The following is a 17,413-nucleotide window of genomic DNA, read 5'->3' on the forward strand; positions in this document are numbered from 1 at the left end:
GGGCGCGACCAGCCACAGCCGACCCGCAGACAAAGAACAGCCCCTCGCGCGGAGCGCTACACGCTCGACTCCGTCGCCCGCAGCAGACGCTCCGCCTCACCGCGCCGGGCGACCACTGTCTCGTCCGAGCTGTCCCCGTCCGCGTACGCAGCGAGCACCTCACGCGCGCGCGTAGCCGCCCAGTCGGGATGCTCCAGGTCCGCCTCCAGCCACCCCGCGGCGAGTTGGGCGCCGGTGCGGCTGTGCAGGGCGTCCTCGCCGAGGGAGAGGAAGCCCGCGACGGCCAGCGTGACGTGGGCCAGGGCCTCCTCGAACAGGGCGTAGATCGCCTCGTCCTCGGCGTCGTCGGGCGCGGAGCGGGCGACCAGATCGCCGAACTGCCGGTGGGTCTGGGCGAGTTCGGCGACGAGCTGCTCGCGTGCCTCGTCGGCACCGTTGCCGTCGGGTACCTCGTCCTCGCACGCGCGGACCGCCTCGCCCATCAACTCGCGTGCCGTGTCGAGCCCCGAGCCCTCCTCGCGCACCGCGAGCCACGCGCGCGCCCGCAGGGAGCGGATCAGCCCGTGGACGTTGCCGAGGGACCGCCAGAGGTCACCGGCGCGCGCGTAAGCCTGCTCCGCCTCCGGGAGCAGCTCGGCGTGGCCGAGGGCCTCCGCGGCGAGATGCGCGAGCATCGCGTGGTCGTGCTGCTCGGGCCACTGCCGGGCGATCTCGGCGGCCTGGAGCCAGTGTTCGGCGGCCTCGCGGTGTTCGCCGAGTTCGGTGAGACAGTCGCCGAGCCACCAGTGGGTCTGCACGATCGCCCCGTCGCCGTGCGTCTGCGCGCTCAGCTCCGGCAGCGCCGACTCCAGGACCTCCGCGGCCTCGGCCCACCGCCCCTGACGCAGCAGGAAGCCACCGAGCTGATGTCTGGCCCAGGCGCCGAGCGTGGGCCCCTCGCCGCCCTCGTCGGCCCAGTGAGACGCCTCCAGGGCGTGGTCGGCGGCGGGACCGAACTGCCCGGTGGCACCGAGTATCTCGGCCAGCTGGAGGTGCAGTTGGGCATGACCGGTCGGCTCCAGGAAATCCGCGCCGTGCTCCAGCGCCGCCCTGGCCGCGCGTTCGGCAGCCTCGGCGTCGCCCAGGTGGCGTGCGATTCCGGTGAGCCGGGCCTCGTACTCCACCGCGAACCACGGCAGCCCGGCCGCCACGAACGCCTCCGAGGCCCGCGTGAGCAGCTCCGCGGCCCTCTCCGCGTCCCCGGCGTGCGCGGCGAGCTCTCCGAGCGTGGCCTGCGCCTCCGCGGCCCGGGAGGCGACCAGGACGTCGTTGTGGGCCTCCGGCTCGGCGAGGGCCAGCAGCTCCCGTGCGGCGGTCTCCGCGGCGGCCAGGGCCGCGGAGCCGTCTCCCGCCCCGTTCGTCTCCGCCGCCTCGTGCACCCGCAGCAGCAGGATGCGCGCCCGTCCCACCAGCACCGAGGCGGCCTGCTGGACCCCGGTCCCGCCCTCCGCGAAGAGGGCGAGCACCCGCTCGTACGGCTCCGAGACCGCGGCCAACGCCTCGCGGGTCCGGCCGGAGAGGGCCAGTACGTACGCTCCACGCGCGCGTGCCGCCAGGGCCTCGCCCGGGTCGCCCGCGGCCTCGTACAGCTCGGCGGCGCGGGCGAACAGCTCCACGCCCTCGGGGCCGAGGCCCATCGCCTCGTGGTCGGTCAGCTCCGCGCGGTCGCGGGGAGTCAGTTCCTCGTCGTCTGTCGCCTCCGCGACCGCGGCCCATGCCGCGACGGAATCCGGGTGCAGGGCGGCCGACAGCCGGCGGGCCTCGGCGAGCAGTGCGGCCAGGTCCGGCTCGGTGTCGGCGGTGGCATCCGTGGACGAGGCGGGCGCGGGCCGCGCGGGAGCGGCCACGGTCGGCGTCGCGCGTACGCCCAAGGGCAGCCGCTCCACCAAGGGCAGCTGGTCCATGCGCTCCCGGACGCGTCCGCTCACGTACGCCGTGCCGTTGCGCTCGTCGAAGCGGCCCGCCAGCGAAAGGGCCTCCACGCGCGCGTGGGCGGCGAGTTCGGCCGCGGTCCAGGTGCGGCCGGCCGGTCCCGGCACGGTCTGCGAGCCGAGCCCGAGCGAGGTCAGCCGGTCCGTCAGCAGGGCGACCACGGCCAGGAAGTCCATCCGGCTGCGCGGTTCCCCGGCGTCCGTGAAGTAGGCGGGACGTTCCGCCAGCAGCTCCAGGGCCCGTGCCTCGTTGCCGGTGAGCGCGCAGAACTCCACATGGTCGGCGTACGCGCCGCGCATGCTCTCCATGGGGCGTACGAGCCGGAAGCCGCGCAGATGGTGGGCCCGTGCCTCGTCCAGACGGCCCAGCCGCAGCAGGGGCAGCAGCGAGGACGCGAGGACCGCGTGCGGCTCGTGGGCGCACGTGTACTCGCCCTCCAGCACGGGCCGCCACAGCTCAAGGGCCTCGTCGTCGGCGCCCCGCTCGGCCCGCCACCAGCCCTGGTCGTGCAGTTCGCACGCGTGGCAGTCGGCCATGCTGTCCCGGTCGGCGGCCAGCCACGCGGTGTACGCCCGCTCGGCCCGCGCCAGGTCCCCGATGGACCGCGCGACCGTGAACTCGGTGCTGCGGACCGCCCGTTCGGAGTGACCGGCGAGGCGGTAGCGGCGTTCCATCTCGCCGAGCCACTTCTCGATGGAGGCGAGCGGAACGTGCGGCTGGCCGACCATTCCGGAGGACACCCACTTGAAGACCCAGTGCAGGGAGTGGGTCTCGTACTCGTCGAAGTCCTCGGGCCGTTCGTCCCACATGCGCAGCAGGCGCGCGAAGGGGACGAACATCTTGTCCTTCTCGGAGCTGTAGTTGTAGACCTTCAGCTGGTGGCCGAGCGCCTCGATCACGGCGAGCGGGATGTTCAGCTTCTCGGCCTCGGCGAGCAGGAGTTCCGCGCGCGCGTTGCGGGCCGGGCCCTCCGGCTGCTCGTAGTTCTCCTGCATCGCCCGGCGCAGCGCGTCGAAGTCCATGTTTTCACCGGTCCGGCTCATCGGGGGCCCTCCTCCGGGGAGTCGCTGTGGGTGGCCCACTCCAGGAGGCCGATGAACGCCCGATTCAGGAGCGCCGAGTCCGCCGGTCGCAGCGGGCGCTGCGCCATCAGCAGGGCCTGGCCGTAGAGGGACTCCGTCGCCGTCCCGATCAGCTCCCGGTCGTCGAGCGAACTGATCTTCCGGATCAACGGGTTGAGGTGGTTGAGCACCAGCCGCGCGCGCGGGGCGCTGCCCCGCAGCGAGCCGAGGATGCCCGCCCACAGGTCGTCGGCCTGTTCCTCGGCGTCCGCGCGCGCCTGCTCGTGGCGGGCCGCCCGGTCGTCCAGGTGCAGTGCGGGCACGGAGAGGGGATGGAAGGCGCGCAGGACCACATCGCACCCCAGGGGGTCGAGTTTGGCCCGCGCGGCCCCCAGGAAGGCCGACAGGGCCAGCTCCACCGCCGGGTCGACCGAGTCCAGATGTGCGGTCACCGTGTCGGCGTCCAGCTCCGCCACGACCGTCCCGGGCCGCACCGAGGGCAGCGCCTCGACCAGCTCGCTGTCGTACGTGTAGCCGCCGTTGACGACACCCACGCCCTGCGCGGACGCGATCGGCGCGACCTGGCGGTACTCCTCCACGGACCGCGTGAAGTGCACCACCGGGTGCCGCTGGGCGAACTCCTCCAGGGACAGCTGCCCGTCGGTCGTCTCGAAGGGCAGCCACGGCAGCATCGTGCGCAGCATCTCGCTGTCGTGCCGCGCCAGGGACTTCACGCCCAGGTGGTGCACCGACAGGAAGGCCGCGAGCCTCTCGGGATCACCGGCCGCGAGCCCCGTCAGCCAGGCCCTGATCCGCTCACCCAGCGCCTCCCGTACGCCCGCCAGGGCCTCGTCCTCGTACAGCGCCTCCCGGGACGCTGTGGGCCGCAGGCTGTCGGTGTCGAGGACGCAGCGCACGAAGAACGCCCAGTCGGGCAGCAGCTGTTCGGCCCGCTCGGTGAGCAGCATGCCCTTCAGGTGCACGCGATGACCGGCGCGCTGGGCGGGACTGACGGCGGACGGCAGCACGTAGGCCACCCCGCGTATCCCGGCGAGCGGCACGTCCAGGTCGATCGAGTCCAGCGGTGTGAACCCGAACAGCTCGTGGCAGTGCCGCCCCAGGGCCACCCTTCGGGTGGCGGGGCTCGGGTACGCGCGGTCCCAGGGCGCCGGAAGGTCCGTGACCGCCTCTTCGCCCACCCGTACGTCGTACGGAAGCAGTGATCCGAAGTCCCGGGCCAGCGAGAGGACCCGCTCCTCGGACAGCCAGTCGGCCGCGCCCGGCCGCGCCACCAGGTACACGGTCGTACCCGGCTCGGGGCGGGCCTCGTGAGGCAGCGTACGGACCGTGTACGAGCCGTCGTCGGCCGCCGTCCACTCCACGGGCGGTGCGTCCGGCGTACGGGCGCTGCGGCTGACCACCCGGATGCGCTCGGCGACCACGAAGCAGGCGAGCAGGCCGATGCCGAACTGCCCGAGGAAGTCGGAGCGCGCCGACTCCAGGCCCTCCGCCCGCTTGGAGCTGCGGCCGATGGTCGCCAGGAGGCTGTGCACGTCCGTCTCGGTGAGCCCGATCCCGGAGTCCTCCACACGAAGGGCACCGCCCGGGCCGCCCTCGACGAACAGCCGCACCAGGGCAGGCGCGTCGGGCTGCTCGGCACGCCGGGCCGTGATCGCGTCCACGGCGTTCTGCAGCAGCTCACGCAGATAGACCTTGGGGCTGGAGTAGAGGTGGTGGGAGAGAAGGTCCACGAGGCCGCGCAGGTCGACCTGGAACGTATGGGGTGACTGGGAGCCTTGAGCTGACTGTGAGATCTGGGAGTCCATCGTCGCTGCGCCGGTGGGGGGACGTGCGACGGCGCGGGGTCGGGCGGTCCCAAGACGAGGTGACCGCGAACAGGGCCGGAGCCGGACATCCTAGGCCCCGAACCAGCCGTCTGACCAGCGGATTTCTGGGACGTATACGGCATTGTCAGTGCGGTGGTGTGCAATGGATCTCGTGCCCGCGCTCGAAGAACCACTGAAGAAGGTGCTCGGACCCGCCACCGCGAAGGTGATGGCCGAGCACCTCGGCCTGCACACCGTCGGCGACCTCCTGCACCACTATCCCCGCAGGTACGAGGAGCGCGGCCAGCTCACCCACCTCGCCGACCTGCCCCTGGACGAGCATGCGACGGTGGTCGCCCAGGTCGCCGACGCCCGCCTGCTCACCTTCTCCTCGCCCAAGGCCCCCCGGGGCAAGGGCCAGCGCCTCGAAGTGACCATCACGGACGGCAGCGGCCAGCTCAAGCTGGTCTTCTTCGGCAACGGCGTGCACAAGCCCCACAAGGAGCTCCTGCCCGGCACGCGCGCGCTGTTCGCGGGCAAGGTCTCCGTCTTCAACCGCCGCCTCCAGCTGGCCCACCCGGCGTACGAGCTGCTGCGCGGCGAGGACGTGTCCGAGACGGTGGACACCTGGGCGGGCGCCCTCATCCCGCTCTATCCCGCCACCGCCAAGCTGGAGTCCTGGAAGATCGCCAAGGCGGTCCAGACGGTGCTGCCGAGCGCCCAGGAGGCCACCGACCCACTGCCGGAGTCCCTGCGGGCCGGCCGCGGTCTGGTCCCCCTCCCCGAGGCCCTGCTGAAGATCCACCGCCCGCACACCAAGGCGGACATCGAGGACGCCCGCTCCCGCCTCAAGTGGGACGAGGCCTTCGTCCTCCAGGTCGCCCTGGCCCGCCGCCGCCACGCGGACGCCCAACTGCCCGCCGTGGCCCGCAGACCCAAGAAGGACGGCCTGCTGACCGCCTTCGACGCCAAGCTCCCCTTCACTCTCACCGAGGGCCAGCAGAAGGTCACCAAGGAGATCTTCGACGACCTGGCCACCGAGCATCCGATGCACCGGCTGCTGCAGGGAGAGGTCGGAAGCGGGAAGACGATGGTGGCCCTGCGCGCCATGCTCGCCGTCGTCGACGCGGGCGGTCAGGCCGCGATGCTCGCGCCCACCGAGGTGCTCGCCCAGCAGCACCACCGGTCGATCACCGAGATGATGGGGGAGCTGGCCGAGGGCGGCATGCTCGGTGGCGCCGAGCACTCCACCAAGGTGGTGCTGCTCACCGGGTCCATGGGGGCGGCCGGGCGGAGGCAGGCACTGCTCGACCTGGTCACCGCCGAGGCCGGGATCGTCATCGGGACGCATGCGCTGATCGAGGACAAGGTGCAGTTCCACGACCTGGGCCTGGTTGTCGTGGACGAGCAGCACCGGTTCGGCGTCGAGCAGCGGGACGCCCTGCGCGGCAAGGGAAAACAGCCCCCGCACCTCCTGGTGATGACCGCCACCCCGATCCCGCGCACGGTCGCCATGACCGTCTTCGGCGACCTGGAGACCTCCGTCCTGGACCAGCTCCCCGCCGGCCGCTCGCCCATCGCCAGCCATGTCGTCCCGGCCGCCGACAAACCCCACTTCCTCTCGCGCGCGTGGGAGCGCGTGCGCGAGGAGGTGTCCAACGGCCATCAGGCGTACGTGGTCTGCCCGCGGATCGGTGACGAGGACGACGACCCGAAGAAGTCCAAGAAGAAGCCGTCCCCGGAGGACGAGGCCGAGAAGCGCCCGCCCCTCGCGGTCCTCGACGTCGCCGACCAACTGGCCAAGGGCCCGCTCCAGGGACTCAAGGTCGAGGTCCTGCACGGCCGCATGCCCCCGGACGACAAGGACGCCGTGATGCGCCGCTTCGCCGCGGGTGAGACGGACGTGCTGGTCGCCACGACGGTCATCGAGGTCGGGGTGAACGTCCCGAACGCCACCGCGATGGTGATCATGGACGCCGACCGCTTCGGCGTCTCCCAGCTCCACCAGCTGCGAGGCCGCGTCGGCCGTGGCTCCGCCCCGGGCCTCTGCCTCCTGGTCACCGAGATGGCCGAGGCCAGCCCGGCCCGCCAGCGGCTGACCGCGGTCGCCTCGACCCTCGACGGCTTCGAGCTCTCCCGCATCGACCTCGAACAGCGCCGCGAGGGCGATGTCCTCGGCCAGGCCCAGTCCGGCGCCCGCACCTCACTGCGGATGCTCGCCGTCATCGACGACGAGGAGATCATCGCCGAGGCCCGCGAGGAGGCCTCCGCGGTGGTCGAGTCCGACCCGGACCTGGAACACCTCCCCGGCCTGCGCACAGCCCTCCAGGCCCTGCTGGACGAGGAGAGGGAGCAGTACCTGGAGAAGGGCTGAGCACCGGAGCGCCCCGTCAGGGGGCGCCCCAAAGGGGCGCGGGGAACTGTGCGACCAGCCACAACGGACCCGCGGCCGCCCCCCAACGCGAACCCCCCACCCCCGCAGCCCAGAAAACGCACCCGCCGCCCCCGCCTGCCAGACTGGGGCCCGTGACCGCCCCCTCCCGCAAGGACCCGAGATGACCCGCGTGATCGCCGGCACCGCAGGCGGCCGCCGCCTGGCCGTCCCCCCGGGCACCGGCACAAGGCCCACGTCCGACCGGGCCCGCGAGGGACTCTTCTCCACCTGGCAGTCCCTGCTCGGCGGCCCCCTGGAAGGCGACCGCGTCCTCGACCTGTACGCCGGCTCCGGCGCCGTCGGCCTGGAGGCGCTGAGCCGCGGCGCCGGCCACACCCTCCTCGTGGAGGCCGACGCCCGCGCGGCCCGCATCATCCGGGAGAACGTGAAGGCGCTGGGCCTCCCCGGCGCCGAGGTCAGGCCCGGCAAAGCGGAACAGATCATCCGCACGGCGGCGCCGGCGGCACCGTACGACCTCGTCTTTCTCGATCCGCCGTACGCCGTCACGGACGACGATCTTCGCGAGATCCTGCTCACACTCCGCTCCGGGGGCTGGCTCGCGGGCGAAGCGCTCGTCACCGTTGAACGCAGTACTAGAGGCGGCGAATTCCGGTGGCCCGACGGCTTCGAGGCATTGAGGTCCCGTCGCTACGGCGAGGGAACGTTTTGGTACGGTCGCGCCGCCTCTACGTGCGAAGACGCACGATGACCGGACCGGAGAGCGAGGGATCTCAAGTGCGCCGCGCCGTCTGTCCCGGGTCGTTCGACCCGATTACCAACGGACATCTCGACATCATCGCCCGAGCCTCCAAGCTGTACGACGTCGTGCACGTCGCGGTGATGATCAACCAGTCCAAGAGGGGCCTGTTCGAGATCGAGGAGCGGATCGACCTGATCCGCCAGGTCACCGCCGAGTTCGGCAACGTCGAGGTGGAGTCCTTCCACGGCCTCCTCGTCGACTTCTGCAAGGAACGCGACATCCCGGCCATCGTCAAGGGCCTGCGCGCGGTCAGCGACTTCGACTACGAGCTGCAGATGGCCCAGATGAACAACGGCCTCTCCGGCGTCGAGACCCTCTTCGTCCCGACCAACCCCACCTACAGCTTCCTGTCCTCCTCGCTGGTCAAGGAGGTCGCGACCTGGGGCGGCGACGTGGCCCACCTGGTTCCGCCGGTGGTCCTGGAAGCCCTCAGGGAGCGCCTGAAGAAGGACTGACGGAGCCCCGGAAATCTGACAGTGCGTCACCCGGTGTCGGGAGGGGCGGGAGTGGTCGTACAGTCGATGCGTCCGTCTCCATCACAGCTGTAGAGAGTGGCGAGCACACGGTGGACGTGCAGAAGAAGCTCGATGAGATCGTCTCGGCGGTCGGCAGCGCCCGTTCCATGCCCATGTCGGCCTCGTGCGTGGTCAACCGCGCCGAGCTCCTCTCCCTGCTCGAAGAGGTGCGCCAGGCGCTGCCCGGCTCCCTCGCCCAGGCCCAGGAGCTGATCGGCGGCCGCGAGCAGATGGTCGAGCAGGCCCGCCTGGAGGCCGAGCGGATCATCGAGTCCGCGCACGCCGAGCGCGGCAGCCTGATCTCCGACACCGAGGTCGCCCGCCGCTCGCAGAACGAGGCGGACCGCATCCTCTCCGAGGCCCGCAAGGAGGCCGAGGACGTCCGCGCCGAGGCCGACGAGTACGTCGACTCCAAGCTCGCCAACTTCGAGGTCGTCCTCACCAAGACCCTCGGCTCCGTCGGCCGCGGCCGCGAGAAGCTCCTCGGCACGGGCCCCGGCACCGACGAGCAGGGCTACGAGGACGAGGACGCCCCCGAGCGCAGCCACGACCCGGAGACCCTGCGCCGCAACGCCGACGCGTACGTCGACGTCAAGCTCGGCGCCTTCGAGGCCGTGCTCGCCAAGACCCTGGACGCCGTCGGCCGAGGCCGCCAGAAGCTGCACGGCCGGATCGCCAGCGACGACCTCGGCGACCTGGGCGGCTTCGCCGAGGACGGCAACGCGCAGCACACGACCGACGCCGAGTACCTGGACGGCCTCTCGGACCTCTCCGAGCGGCCCGCCCAGCCGGCCGCCGCGCCCCAGGCCCCGGCGGCGGTCCCGGCCCAGCAGCAGTACGCGCAGCAGGACGCGTACGCCTATCAGCAGCAGACCGCCGATCCGTACGGGTACCAGCAGCAGTACGCGCAGCAGGACGGATACGGCTACCAGCAGCAGACCGCCGATCCCTACGCCGCCTATCCGCAGCAGCAGGGCTACGACCAGCAGGCCGCATACGACCCGAACCTGCAGCAGGGGTACGGCCAGGCCCCGCAGGCTCCCCAGCCGCAGCAGGCACAGGCCAACGCCCTCGACGAGACCAGTCTCTTCGACACCACCATGATCAGCGCGGAGCAGCTGAGGGCCTACGAACAGGGGCGCTGACGCCGGATTGGGCCGAGAGCGAAAGGTCCAGTACCCTGGTTCTTCGGTCGCGTGTACGTCCGCGATCAACGCTGCCCGGGAAGCACCGAAGGGTGGCGACCCACAGAGTTTCAAGATCGAAAGCAGGAATGGCCCTGAACGCCCGCCTCGACCACCGCAACCCTCTCGTGTTCGACACACACGAGCTGGGGCGGCGGCCTGGCGCGCTGCAGCGCCTGACCCGTGAGATCGACGCTCCCAAGGATTTCGGTATCCAGGGAGTCATCGGAGTGCCGGAAGGCGCCCCGGTGAAGCTCGAACTCCGCCTGGAGTCGGTCATGGAAGGTGTGCTTGTCACAGGCACCGCCCGTGCACTGGCCAAGGGGGAGTGCGTAAGGTGTCTGGAGCCGGTCGAGCAGCAGCTCGAAGCGGATTTCCAGGAGATGTTCTCGTACCCTGACGCCGACGACCGGGGCCGTGTGAAAGCGGAGCCGGCCGACGACGCCGAGGACGACGAGGACACGCTCTTCATCGAGGACGGCCTGTTCGACCTCGAACCCGTGCTGCGTGATGCGGTGGTGCTCGCACTGCCGATGCAGCCGGTGTGCCAGGACGACTGCCCCGGCCTGTGCTCCCAGTGCGGAGCCCGGCTCGCGGACGACCCGGACCACCACCACGACGCCGTCGACATCCGTTGGGCGGCACTGCAGGGACTCGCCGGTTCACTCGAAGATGGCGAGAAGGACGAGATGAGTGGCGAAGCGCCTCGATCGGCGCGCGCCAACGAGAAGCAGGAGAAGTAGCCGTGGCTGTTCCGAAGCGGAAGATGTCGCGCAGCAACACGCGCCACCGCCGGTCGCAGTGGAAGGCTGCGGTCCCCACCCTGGTTGCGTGCGAGCGCTGCCACGAGCCCAAGCAGCAGCACATCGCCTGCCCTGCTTGCGGCACCTACAACAAGCGCCAGGTCCTCGAGGTCTGAGCGGCTGGTGAGAGGTCTGATGTCTGACGCCCAGGCGGACTCAAACGCCAAGAAAAAGGCGGACAACACAGCCTCGTCCCACACGCTTCTGGAAGGGCGGCTCGGCTACAAGCTCGAGTCCGCCCTTCTGGTGCGTGCACTGACCCACCGTTCGTACGCGTACGAGAACGGCGGTCTGCCCACCAACGAGCGGCTGGAGTTCCTCGGGGACTCCGTGCTCGGCCTCGTGGTCACGGACACGCTGTACACCACCCACCCCGACCTCCCAGAAGGCCAACTGGCCAAGCTGCGGGCCGCGGTGGTCAATTCGCGTGCGCTGGCGGAGGTGGGCCGCGGGCTCGAACTCGGCTCCTTCATCCGGCTCGGCCGGGGCGAAGAGGGCACGGGCGGCCGGGACAAGGCGTCCATCCTCGCCGACACCCTTGAAGCGGTGATCGGCGCTGTCTATCTCGACCAGGGTCTCGACGCGGCGGGCGAACTCGTCCACCGCCTCTTCGACCCGCTGATCGAGAAATCCTCGAATCTGGGAGCGGGCCTGGACTGGAAGACCAGTCTCCAGGAGCTCACGGCGACCGAGGGGCTCGGCGTGCCCGAGTACCTGGTCACCGAGACCGGCCCGGATCACGAGAAGACCTTCACTGCTGCTGCCCGCGTCGGAGGCGTCTCGTACGGCACCGGCACCGGCCGCAGCAAGAAGGAGGCGGAGCAGCAGGCCGCGGAATCCGCGTGGCGTGCGATCCGCTCCGCCGCGGACGAACGCGCGAAGGTGGCGAAGGCCGCGGCGGAGGCCGAGGCGTCCGCAGCGGCCAAGGCCTCCGTGAAGGCCGAGGCCGTCGCGGCAGCCGAAGCTTCCGCGGCAGCCGAGAAGGCCGCAGCCACCAAGGAGGCCGCAGCCACCAAGGAGGCCACGGCGGCCGGGGAAGCTGTCGAGGCTCCCTCGACGGCGGCATCCGACACCGCCTCCGCCTGACCGAGCCGCGGTTCAGCGCTGTGACCGATCGCCCGTCCCCCGTTCGAGGGGGCGGGCGATCGTGTTCGGCGGCGCCGGCGGTACGCTGCGGGCGCGCGGCCCGAGTCGGGGGCGCCCGAGTCATCGGCCCACGCATCCGGAGGAGAAGCCGTGCCCGAACTGCCCGAGGTCGAGGTCGTACGACGGGGCCTCGAACGCTGGGTCAGCGGACGGATCGTCGCCGACGTCCAGGTGCTGCATCCGCGTGCGGTGCGCCGGCACATCGCGGGTGGTGAGGACTTCGGGGCCCGGCTCAAGGGCCACCGGATCGGACTGGCGCAGCGTCGCGGCAAGTACCTCTGGCTGCCGCTCGCGGACTCCCCGAGCGCCGTTCTCGCGCACCTCGGAATGAGCGGACAGCTCCTCGTCCAGCCGCAGGACGCGGCCGACGAGAAGCATCTGCGCATCCGTGTCCGGTTCGAGGACGCCCTCCACACCGAACTCCGCTTCGTCGACCAACGGACCTTCGGTGGGCTGTCGTTGCACGAGACGTCCCCCGACGGGCTGCCCGACGTCATCGCGCACATCGCGCGCGACCCGCTGGACCCGCTGTTCGACGACGACGCGTTCCACGAGGCGCTGCGGCGTCGGCGTACGACCGTCAAACGCGCCCTGCTGGACCAGTCGTTGATCAGCGGCGTCGGCAACATCTATGCGGACGAGGCGCTTTGGCGTGCGCGGTTGCACTACGAGCGTCCCACCACCGGGTTCACGCGCCCGCGCACGGCCGAACTCCTGGGCCATGTACGGGATGTGATGAACGCCGCCCTCGCCGTCGGCGGCACCAGCTTCGACAGCCTCTACGTCAACGTGAACGGGGAGTCGGGCTACTTCGACCGCTCGCTCGACGCGTACGGCAGGGAGGGCGAGCCGTGCCGGCGGTGCGGCACCGTGATGCGGCGCAGGCCCTGGATGAACCGGTCCAGCTACTTCTGCCCGCGCTGTCAGCGGCCGCCGCGCGCCGTGTCGTAACGCTCGCGCGCTCCCAGTACGTCGTCCATGTGCCCCTGCACGAAGTGGATGAGGGACAGCAGTCGCTCGGCGACCTCGCGGCCCAGGGGCGTCAGCTCGTAGTCCACCCGCGGGGGATTCGTCGGTTGGGCCTCGCGGTGCACCAGGCCGTCGCGCTCCAGCGCGTGCAGGGTCTGGGACAGCATCTTCTCGCTGACGCCGTCCACGCGCCGGCGCAGTTCGTTGAAACGGAACGAGCCCTCGTACAGCGCCCCCAGCGTGAGCGCGCCCCAGCGCCCCGTGACGTGCTCCAGAGTGCCCCGGGACGGGCACACCTTGGAGAAGACGTCGAACTCGAGGTCCGGTCGCTCCGTGAGGTCCATGCGCCCAGAATACTCGCCGCAGCGCAAACCGAAGAGGGGGCGCTAACTTTTCGCTAGCGCCCCCTCTTCGATTACTCGTGCCCCGTAGGGGCGCGGGGAACTGCGCGATCAGCCACAGACGGCCCGCAGGTCTGGAACGGCGCTCCCCGCGGAGCGCTCAGTAGCCGAAGTCCTGCGTCCACCAAGGGCCGCCCGACGCGAAGTGCGCGCCGACGCCCAGGGTCTTGAAGTCGCAGTTCAGGATGTTCGCGCGGTGGCCGGGGCTGTTCATCCAGGCCTCCATCACCGCGGCGGCGTCGGCCTGGCCGCGGGCGATGTTCTCGCCGCCGAGGTTCGAGATGCCGAGCTTCTCGGCGCGGTCCCAGGGGGAGGCCCCGCTCGGGTCCGTGTGGTCGAAGAAGCCCCGCGCTGCCATGTCCTCGCTGAAGGACTCGGCCAGCGCCGCCAGCGTGCTGGAAGCGGTCACCGGGCTGCAGCCGGCCTTCGCCCGCTCCTCGTTGACCAGCGACAACACCTCGGCCTCGGCCTTGGACGCGGTGGACACCGCCTTCGACGGAGCCGTCTCGGGTGCCTTCTTCTCCGGCGCCTTCGTGGTCGGCTCGGTCTTCGGCTTCTCCTTGACCGGAGCCTTCGTCGACGGCTTCGCGGAGGGGGTCTTCGTCTCGGTCTTCTCCGGGGCCTTCGTCGGCGAGACCGTCGGAGACGCGGAGCGCTCCAGGTCACGGCTGGTGCCCGAGTCCTCGCGGTCGTCCGTGGTGCCGTCCGTGCCGCCCTGGGTCTGCACGTCGCTCGGCGAGTCCTGGGCGCGGACCTTGTCCGCGTTGCCGCCGCCTATCGAGAGGCTGTCGCTGCCCGGGATCAGTCCGGAGGCGACCGCGACGGCGCCCATGGCGACGGCTGCCGAGACACCGAGCAGACCGGTGCGTACGGGCGTCACGTTCTTCTTGCGGCGGCGGTGGCCGCGGCCGGCACCGCCGTCCGGGGCATAGCCGGTCGTGGCGTGGGTGGCGGGATCCGCGGCGAAGAGGTAGGTGTCGCTCTTCGAGTAGAGGTCGCCGGTCTCGTGGATGCCGCCCGGCGAGTCGTACATGCCCGCGGTCGCATAGGGGCTGCCGTTCAGGTAGTCCCCGGCGGTCAGGTGGTCACCCGCGGCCGCGTAGTCGCCCTCACCCGCGTAATCACCCGAGTCTGCCGCCGCGTAACCGCCCGCGTATGTATCGTACGTTTGTGTGACCCCGGTGGCGCGGCCTGTGGCGGCGCGGCCGGCGGCGGAGCGTCGGTGGCGTCCCATCTCCTGGCCTTCCTCATCCTTCGGTCAACGTTCCTCACCCGAACGAGTGAGGCTCATTGGGTCGGGACGGTACCCCATGGCGCAAGGGGAGGAAGTGCTCCGAGAGCATTTGGCCGGTTAGCGTGCAGCCATGAGCGAGGATGTAAGGCTGGTCGCGTGGGTACGCGGACGGGTCCAAGGTGTGGGTTTCCGCTGGTACACACGGGCCAAGGCGCTGGAGATCGGCGACCTGAGTGGTTTTGCTCTCAATTTGGGGGACGGACGGGTCCAGGTGGTCTCCGAAGGCCCTCGGGCCGAATGCCAGCGACTCCTCGACTGGCTCCAGGGGGACGACACGCCGGGCCGCGTCGACGGAGTCACTGAGATTTGGGACACGCCCCGCGGCGGCTACGACGGCTTCGCCATCCGGTGAGATCCACTCCGCTCCACCGGTTGCAACACCCCTGGCAACGGGCGCGGGGCGTGCGCCGGGCACCTGCCACAGGCGGAAAGCGCCTGGTGGTTGCCAAGAATCGCTTGTCGTGGCAGGCTCCGCGAGTAAGGATGATCTCTACGCCCCCAGGGCCCCGAAACAGTGGCCGCGCCGCCCGTTCTGAAGCCGCGCGCCCCGGGTTGGCCCCCAATACGGGGCGTGATCGTGTTGACCGTCAAACTTTTTGGTGAGACGCTGAAAGTCCCCGCGCACCTTAGCTGTTTGGCATGTAAGAGCGGCAGCAAAAACTCGTCAGTGCCAAGCATCGCGGGTGCGATTCCCTCACGACCCACACCGCTTCGGTCGGTCACTCAGTGTGGAGGACCATCCATCATGGCAAAGGCGCTTCTCGGTTACGTCGGCGGTTCCGACCCGCGACTCATTGCCGAGATGCGACGGCTCCAGCAGCGCGTCCAGGACCTGGAATCCGAGCTCGTACGGATCCAGGCCGAGAACGACGCGCTCGCGGCTGCCGCTTCTCACGACTCGCTTCTCGAAAGCATCGACGTACCCCAGGCGGAGCCTGCGCTCACCTGATCACTGAATCGCATCGTCGCCACCAGTGAACAGGCTGCCCGTGTCAGCCGCTGACAGAGTTGCAAGGGACGCTTCGGCGTCCCTTCTTTCTTGCCCCCGCGCACTCTTTCACTGTCTTTAACGTTTGGTGTGCCCTGCACGTTCAAGGGTGAAACCGCGCGTTCATGGAGTGATACCCACCCGGAAGGTAGAGTCCGGCTGCGTGCACCTCAAGGCCCTGACCCTGCGCGGGTTCAAATCGTTCGCCTCGGCGACCACGCTGCGGTTCGAGCCGGGCATCACCTGTGTCGTGGGCCCCAACGGCTCGGGCAAGTCCAATGTCGTGGACGCCCTCAGCTGGGTCATGGGCGAGCAGGGCGCCAAGTCCCTGCGTGGCGGCAAGATGGAGGACGTCATCTTCGCCGGCACCACGGGGAGGCCCCCGCTCGGCCGCGCCGAGGTGTCCCTGACCATCGACAACTCCGACGGCGCGCTGCCCATCGAGTACGCCGAGGTCACCATCACGCGGATCATGTTCCGCAACGGCGGCAGCGAGTACCAGATCAACGGCGACACGTGTCGCCTCCTCGACATCCAGGAACTCCTCTCCGACTCCGGCATCGGCCGCGAGATGCACGTCATCGTCGGACAGGGCCAGCTCGACTCCGTCCTGCACGCCGATCCGATGGGCCGCCGCGCCTTCATCGAGGAGGCCGCGGGCGTTCTCAAGCACCGCAAGCGCAAGGAGAAGGCGCTGCGGAAGCTGGACGCGATGCAGGCCAACCTCGCGCGCGTGCAGGACCTCACCGACGAACTCCGGCGCCAGTTGAAGCCGCTGGGCCGGCAGGCCGCCGTCGCCCGCCGGGCCGCCGTGATCCAGGCCGACCTCCGCGACGCCCGTCTCCGGCTGCTCGCCGACGATCTCGTACGGCTCCGGGGGGCGCTCCAGGCCGAGGTCGCCGACGAGGCCGCGCTCAAGGAGCGCAAGGAGGCGGCCGAGGCCGATCTGAAGAAGGCGCTCCAGCGCGAGGCGATGCTGGAGGACGAGGTACGGCGGCTCACCCCGCGCCTGCAGCGAGCCCAGCAGACCTGGTACGAGCTGTCGCAGCTGGCCGAGCGGGTGCGCGGCACGGTCTCGCTGGCGGACGCGCGGGTCAAGAGCGCGACCGCGCAGCCGCCGGAGGAGCGGCGCGGGCGCGACCCCGAGGACATGGAACGCGAGGCCGCCCGGATCCGTGAGCAGGAGGCCGAGCTCGAAGCGGCCCTGGAGGCGGCCGAGCGGGCCCTGGAGGACACCGTCTCCCACCGGGCCGACCTCGAGCGGGAACTGGCGGTGGAGGAGCGGCGCCTGAAGGACGTGGCCCGCGCCATCGCGGACCGCCGCGAAGGTCTGGCCCGGTTGAACGGGCAGGTCAACGCGGCCCGTTCGCGCGCAGCCTCCGCCCAGGCGGAGATCGACCGGCTCGCCTCCGCCCGCGACGAGGCGCAGGAGCGGGCCGTCGCCGCCCAGGAGGAGTACGAGCAGCTCAAGGCCGAGGTCGACGGCCTGGACGCGGGCGACGAGGAACTCGCCGAGCGGCACGAGGGGGCCAAGCGCGCCCTCTCCGACGCCGAGTCCGCCCTGACCGAGGCCCGCGAGGCGGCCACCGCGGCCGAACGCAAGCGCGCCGCCACGCAGGCCCGTCACGAGGCGCTGTCGCTGGGGCTTCGCCGGAAGGACGGCACGGGGGCGCTGCTCGTGGCGAAGGACCGGCTGACGGGTCTGCTGGGTCCGGCGGCGGAACTGCTCTCCGTCACACCCGGCCACGAGGTCCCGGTCGCGGCCGCCTTCGGCGCGGCGGCGGACGCCATCGCGGTGACCAGCCCGTCCGCGGCGGCGGACGCCATCCGCCTGCTGCGCAAGCAGGACGGGGGACGGGCGGCGCTGTTGCTGGCGGGGGCGCCGGATGCCGCCTCGGCCGGGGGAGCTTTCGGCAACACCGGCGACGTAACCGGCGGGCCGTCCGGGTCGTTCGGGCCGTCTGGGCAGTCCGGCGCGGACCGGCAGTCCGGCGCGGACCGGCAGTCCGGCGCGGACCGGCAGTCCGGCGCGGACCGGCAGTCCGGCGCGGACCGGCAGAC

General features: G+C 71.1%; 15 protein-coding genes. 11 read left to right on the forward strand and 4 right to left on the reverse strand.

The window, feature by feature from the left end; genetic code table 11:
- Window positions 1-56: 56 nt before the first annotated feature.
- Window positions 57-3,014 carry a tetratricopeptide repeat protein gene (locus tag ACIBEI_RS30475; RefSeq protein ID WP_398893425.1) on the reverse strand — a complete coding sequence of 986 codons (2,958 nt, stop codon included), beginning with the start codon at window positions 3,012-3,014 and terminating at the stop codon, window positions 57-59.
- Window positions 3,011-4,858 carry an HSP90 family protein gene (locus tag ACIBEI_RS30480; RefSeq protein ID WP_398893426.1) on the reverse strand — a complete coding sequence of 616 codons (1,848 nt, stop codon included), beginning with the start codon at window positions 4,856-4,858 and terminating at the stop codon, window positions 3,011-3,013. The genes ACIBEI_RS30475 and ACIBEI_RS30480 overlap by 4 nt, the downstream gene beginning before the upstream one ends.
- A 163-nt stretch (window positions 4,859-5,021) precedes the next feature.
- On the opposite strand from ACIBEI_RS30480, the gene recG reads away from it, so the two are divergent.
- The 8 genes from recG to mutM all read left to right on the forward strand — a co-directional run bounded on the left by recG (window position 5,022) and on the right by mutM (window position 12,651).
- The gene (gene recG / locus ACIBEI_RS30485) at window positions 5,022-7,232 is read left to right on the forward strand and encodes an ATP-dependent DNA helicase RecG (protein WP_398893427.1); all 2,211 of its coding nucleotides are present in this window, start codon (window positions 5,022-5,024) and stop codon (window positions 7,230-7,232) included.
- 46 nt (window positions 7,233-7,278) lie between these two features.
- Window positions 7,279-8,001 (forward strand): 16S rRNA (guanine(966)-N(2))-methyltransferase RsmD, encoded by a 723-nt coding sequence (gene rsmD, locus ACIBEI_RS30490; protein ID WP_398893493.1) that lies wholly within the window; start codon window positions 7,279-7,281, stop codon window positions 7,999-8,001.
- A gap of 26 nt (window positions 8,002-8,027) precedes the next feature.
- Window positions 8,028-8,507, forward strand: coding sequence for a pantetheine-phosphate adenylyltransferase (gene coaD, locus ACIBEI_RS30495; protein WP_055616180.1), 480 nt, complete (start codon window positions 8,028-8,030; stop codon window positions 8,505-8,507).
- A 110-nt stretch (window positions 8,508-8,617) separates the two neighbouring features.
- Complete coding sequence (locus ACIBEI_RS30500) at window positions 8,618-9,712, forward strand: cell division initiation protein (RefSeq protein ID WP_398893428.1); 1,095 nt, start codon at window positions 8,618-8,620, stop codon at window positions 9,710-9,712.
- 128 nt (window positions 9,713-9,840) lie between these two features.
- Entirely contained in the window at window positions 9,841-10,494 is a 654-nt protein-coding gene (locus tag ACIBEI_RS30505; RefSeq protein ID WP_398893429.1) for a YceD family protein, read from the forward strand.
- Window positions 10,495-10,496: 2 nt separating this feature from the next.
- Entirely contained in the window at window positions 10,497-10,670 is a 174-nt protein-coding gene (gene rpmF / locus ACIBEI_RS30510; RefSeq protein WP_028802425.1) for a 50S ribosomal protein L32, read from the forward strand.
- Window positions 10,671-10,689: 19 nt separating this feature from the next.
- Window positions 10,690-11,640, forward strand: coding sequence for a ribonuclease III (rnc, locus tag ACIBEI_RS30515; RefSeq protein WP_398893430.1), 951 nt, complete (start codon window positions 10,690-10,692; stop codon window positions 11,638-11,640).
- A gap of 150 nt (window positions 11,641-11,790) precedes the next feature.
- Entirely contained in the window at window positions 11,791-12,651 is an 861-nt protein-coding gene (gene mutM / locus ACIBEI_RS30520) for a bifunctional DNA-formamidopyrimidine glycosylase/DNA-(apurinic or apyrimidinic site) lyase (protein WP_398893431.1), read from the forward strand.
- On the opposite strand, the gene ACIBEI_RS30525 is transcribed toward mutM, so the two are convergent.
- Window positions 12,624-13,013: a winged helix-turn-helix transcriptional regulator gene (locus tag ACIBEI_RS30525; protein ID WP_398893432.1), complete on the reverse strand. Its 390-nt coding sequence runs from the start codon at window positions 13,011-13,013 to the stop codon at window positions 12,624-12,626. The two genes, mutM and ACIBEI_RS30525, sit on opposite strands and share 28 nt — an antisense overlap.
- A gap of 157 nt (window positions 13,014-13,170) precedes the next feature.
- Window positions 13,171-14,304: a CAP domain-containing protein gene (locus ACIBEI_RS30530; protein WP_398893433.1), complete on the reverse strand. Its 1,134-nt coding sequence runs from the start codon at window positions 14,302-14,304 to the stop codon at window positions 13,171-13,173.
- Window positions 14,305-14,434: 130 nt separating this feature from the next.
- Between ACIBEI_RS30530 and ACIBEI_RS30535 the strand changes: the two genes are divergently transcribed.
- The 3 genes from ACIBEI_RS30535 to ACIBEI_RS30545 form a co-directional block, all read left to right on the forward strand.
- Window positions 14,435-14,716 (forward strand): acylphosphatase, encoded by a 282-nt coding sequence (locus ACIBEI_RS30535; RefSeq protein ID WP_398893434.1) that lies wholly within the window; start codon window positions 14,435-14,437, stop codon window positions 14,714-14,716.
- A gap of 393 nt (window positions 14,717-15,109) precedes the next feature.
- Complete coding sequence (locus ACIBEI_RS30540; protein WP_028802434.1) at window positions 15,110-15,313, forward strand: hypothetical protein; 204 nt, start codon at window positions 15,110-15,112, stop codon at window positions 15,311-15,313.
- 202 nt (window positions 15,314-15,515) lie between these two features.
- The coding region (locus ACIBEI_RS30545; RefSeq protein WP_398893435.1) for a chromosome segregation SMC family protein at window positions 15,516-17,413 on the forward strand (1,898 nt) is incomplete at its 3' end.

It is taken from the genome of Streptomyces sp. NPDC050988, assembly GCF_044456225.1.
Classification (GTDB): Bacteria; Actinomycetota; Actinomycetes; order Streptomycetales; family Streptomycetaceae; genus Streptomyces.

Coding starts and splice junctions, on each gene's coding strand:
- ACIBEI_RS30475 (WP_398893425.1), bottom strand. CDS start 3,014: ATGAGCCGGACCGGTGAAAACATGGACTTCGACGCGCTGCGCCGGGCG.
- ACIBEI_RS30480 (WP_398893426.1), bottom strand. CDS start 4,858: ATGGACTCCCAGATCTCACAGTCAGCTCAAGGCTCCCAGTCACCCCAT.
- recG (WP_398893427.1), top strand. CDS start 5,022: ATGGATCTCGTGCCCGCGCTCGAAGAACCACTGAAGAAGGTGCTCGGA.
- ACIBEI_RS30505 (WP_398893429.1), top strand. CDS start 9,841: ATGGCCCTGAACGCCCGCCTCGACCACCGCAACCCTCTCGTGTTCGAC.
- rnc (WP_398893430.1), top strand. CDS start 10,690: ATGTCTGACGCCCAGGCGGACTCAAACGCCAAGAAAAAGGCGGACAAC.
- ACIBEI_RS30525 (WP_398893432.1), bottom strand. CDS start 13,013: ATGGACCTCACGGAGCGACCGGACCTCGAGTTCGACGTCTTCTCCAAG.
- ACIBEI_RS30530 (WP_398893433.1), bottom strand. CDS start 14,304: ATGGGACGCCACCGACGCTCCGCCGCCGGCCGCGCCGCCACAGGCCGC.
- ACIBEI_RS30535 (WP_398893434.1), top strand. CDS start 14,435: ATGAGCGAGGATGTAAGGCTGGTCGCGTGGGTACGCGGACGGGTCCAA.
- ACIBEI_RS30540 (WP_028802434.1), top strand. CDS start 15,110: ATGGCAAAGGCGCTTCTCGGTTACGTCGGCGGTTCCGACCCGCGACTC.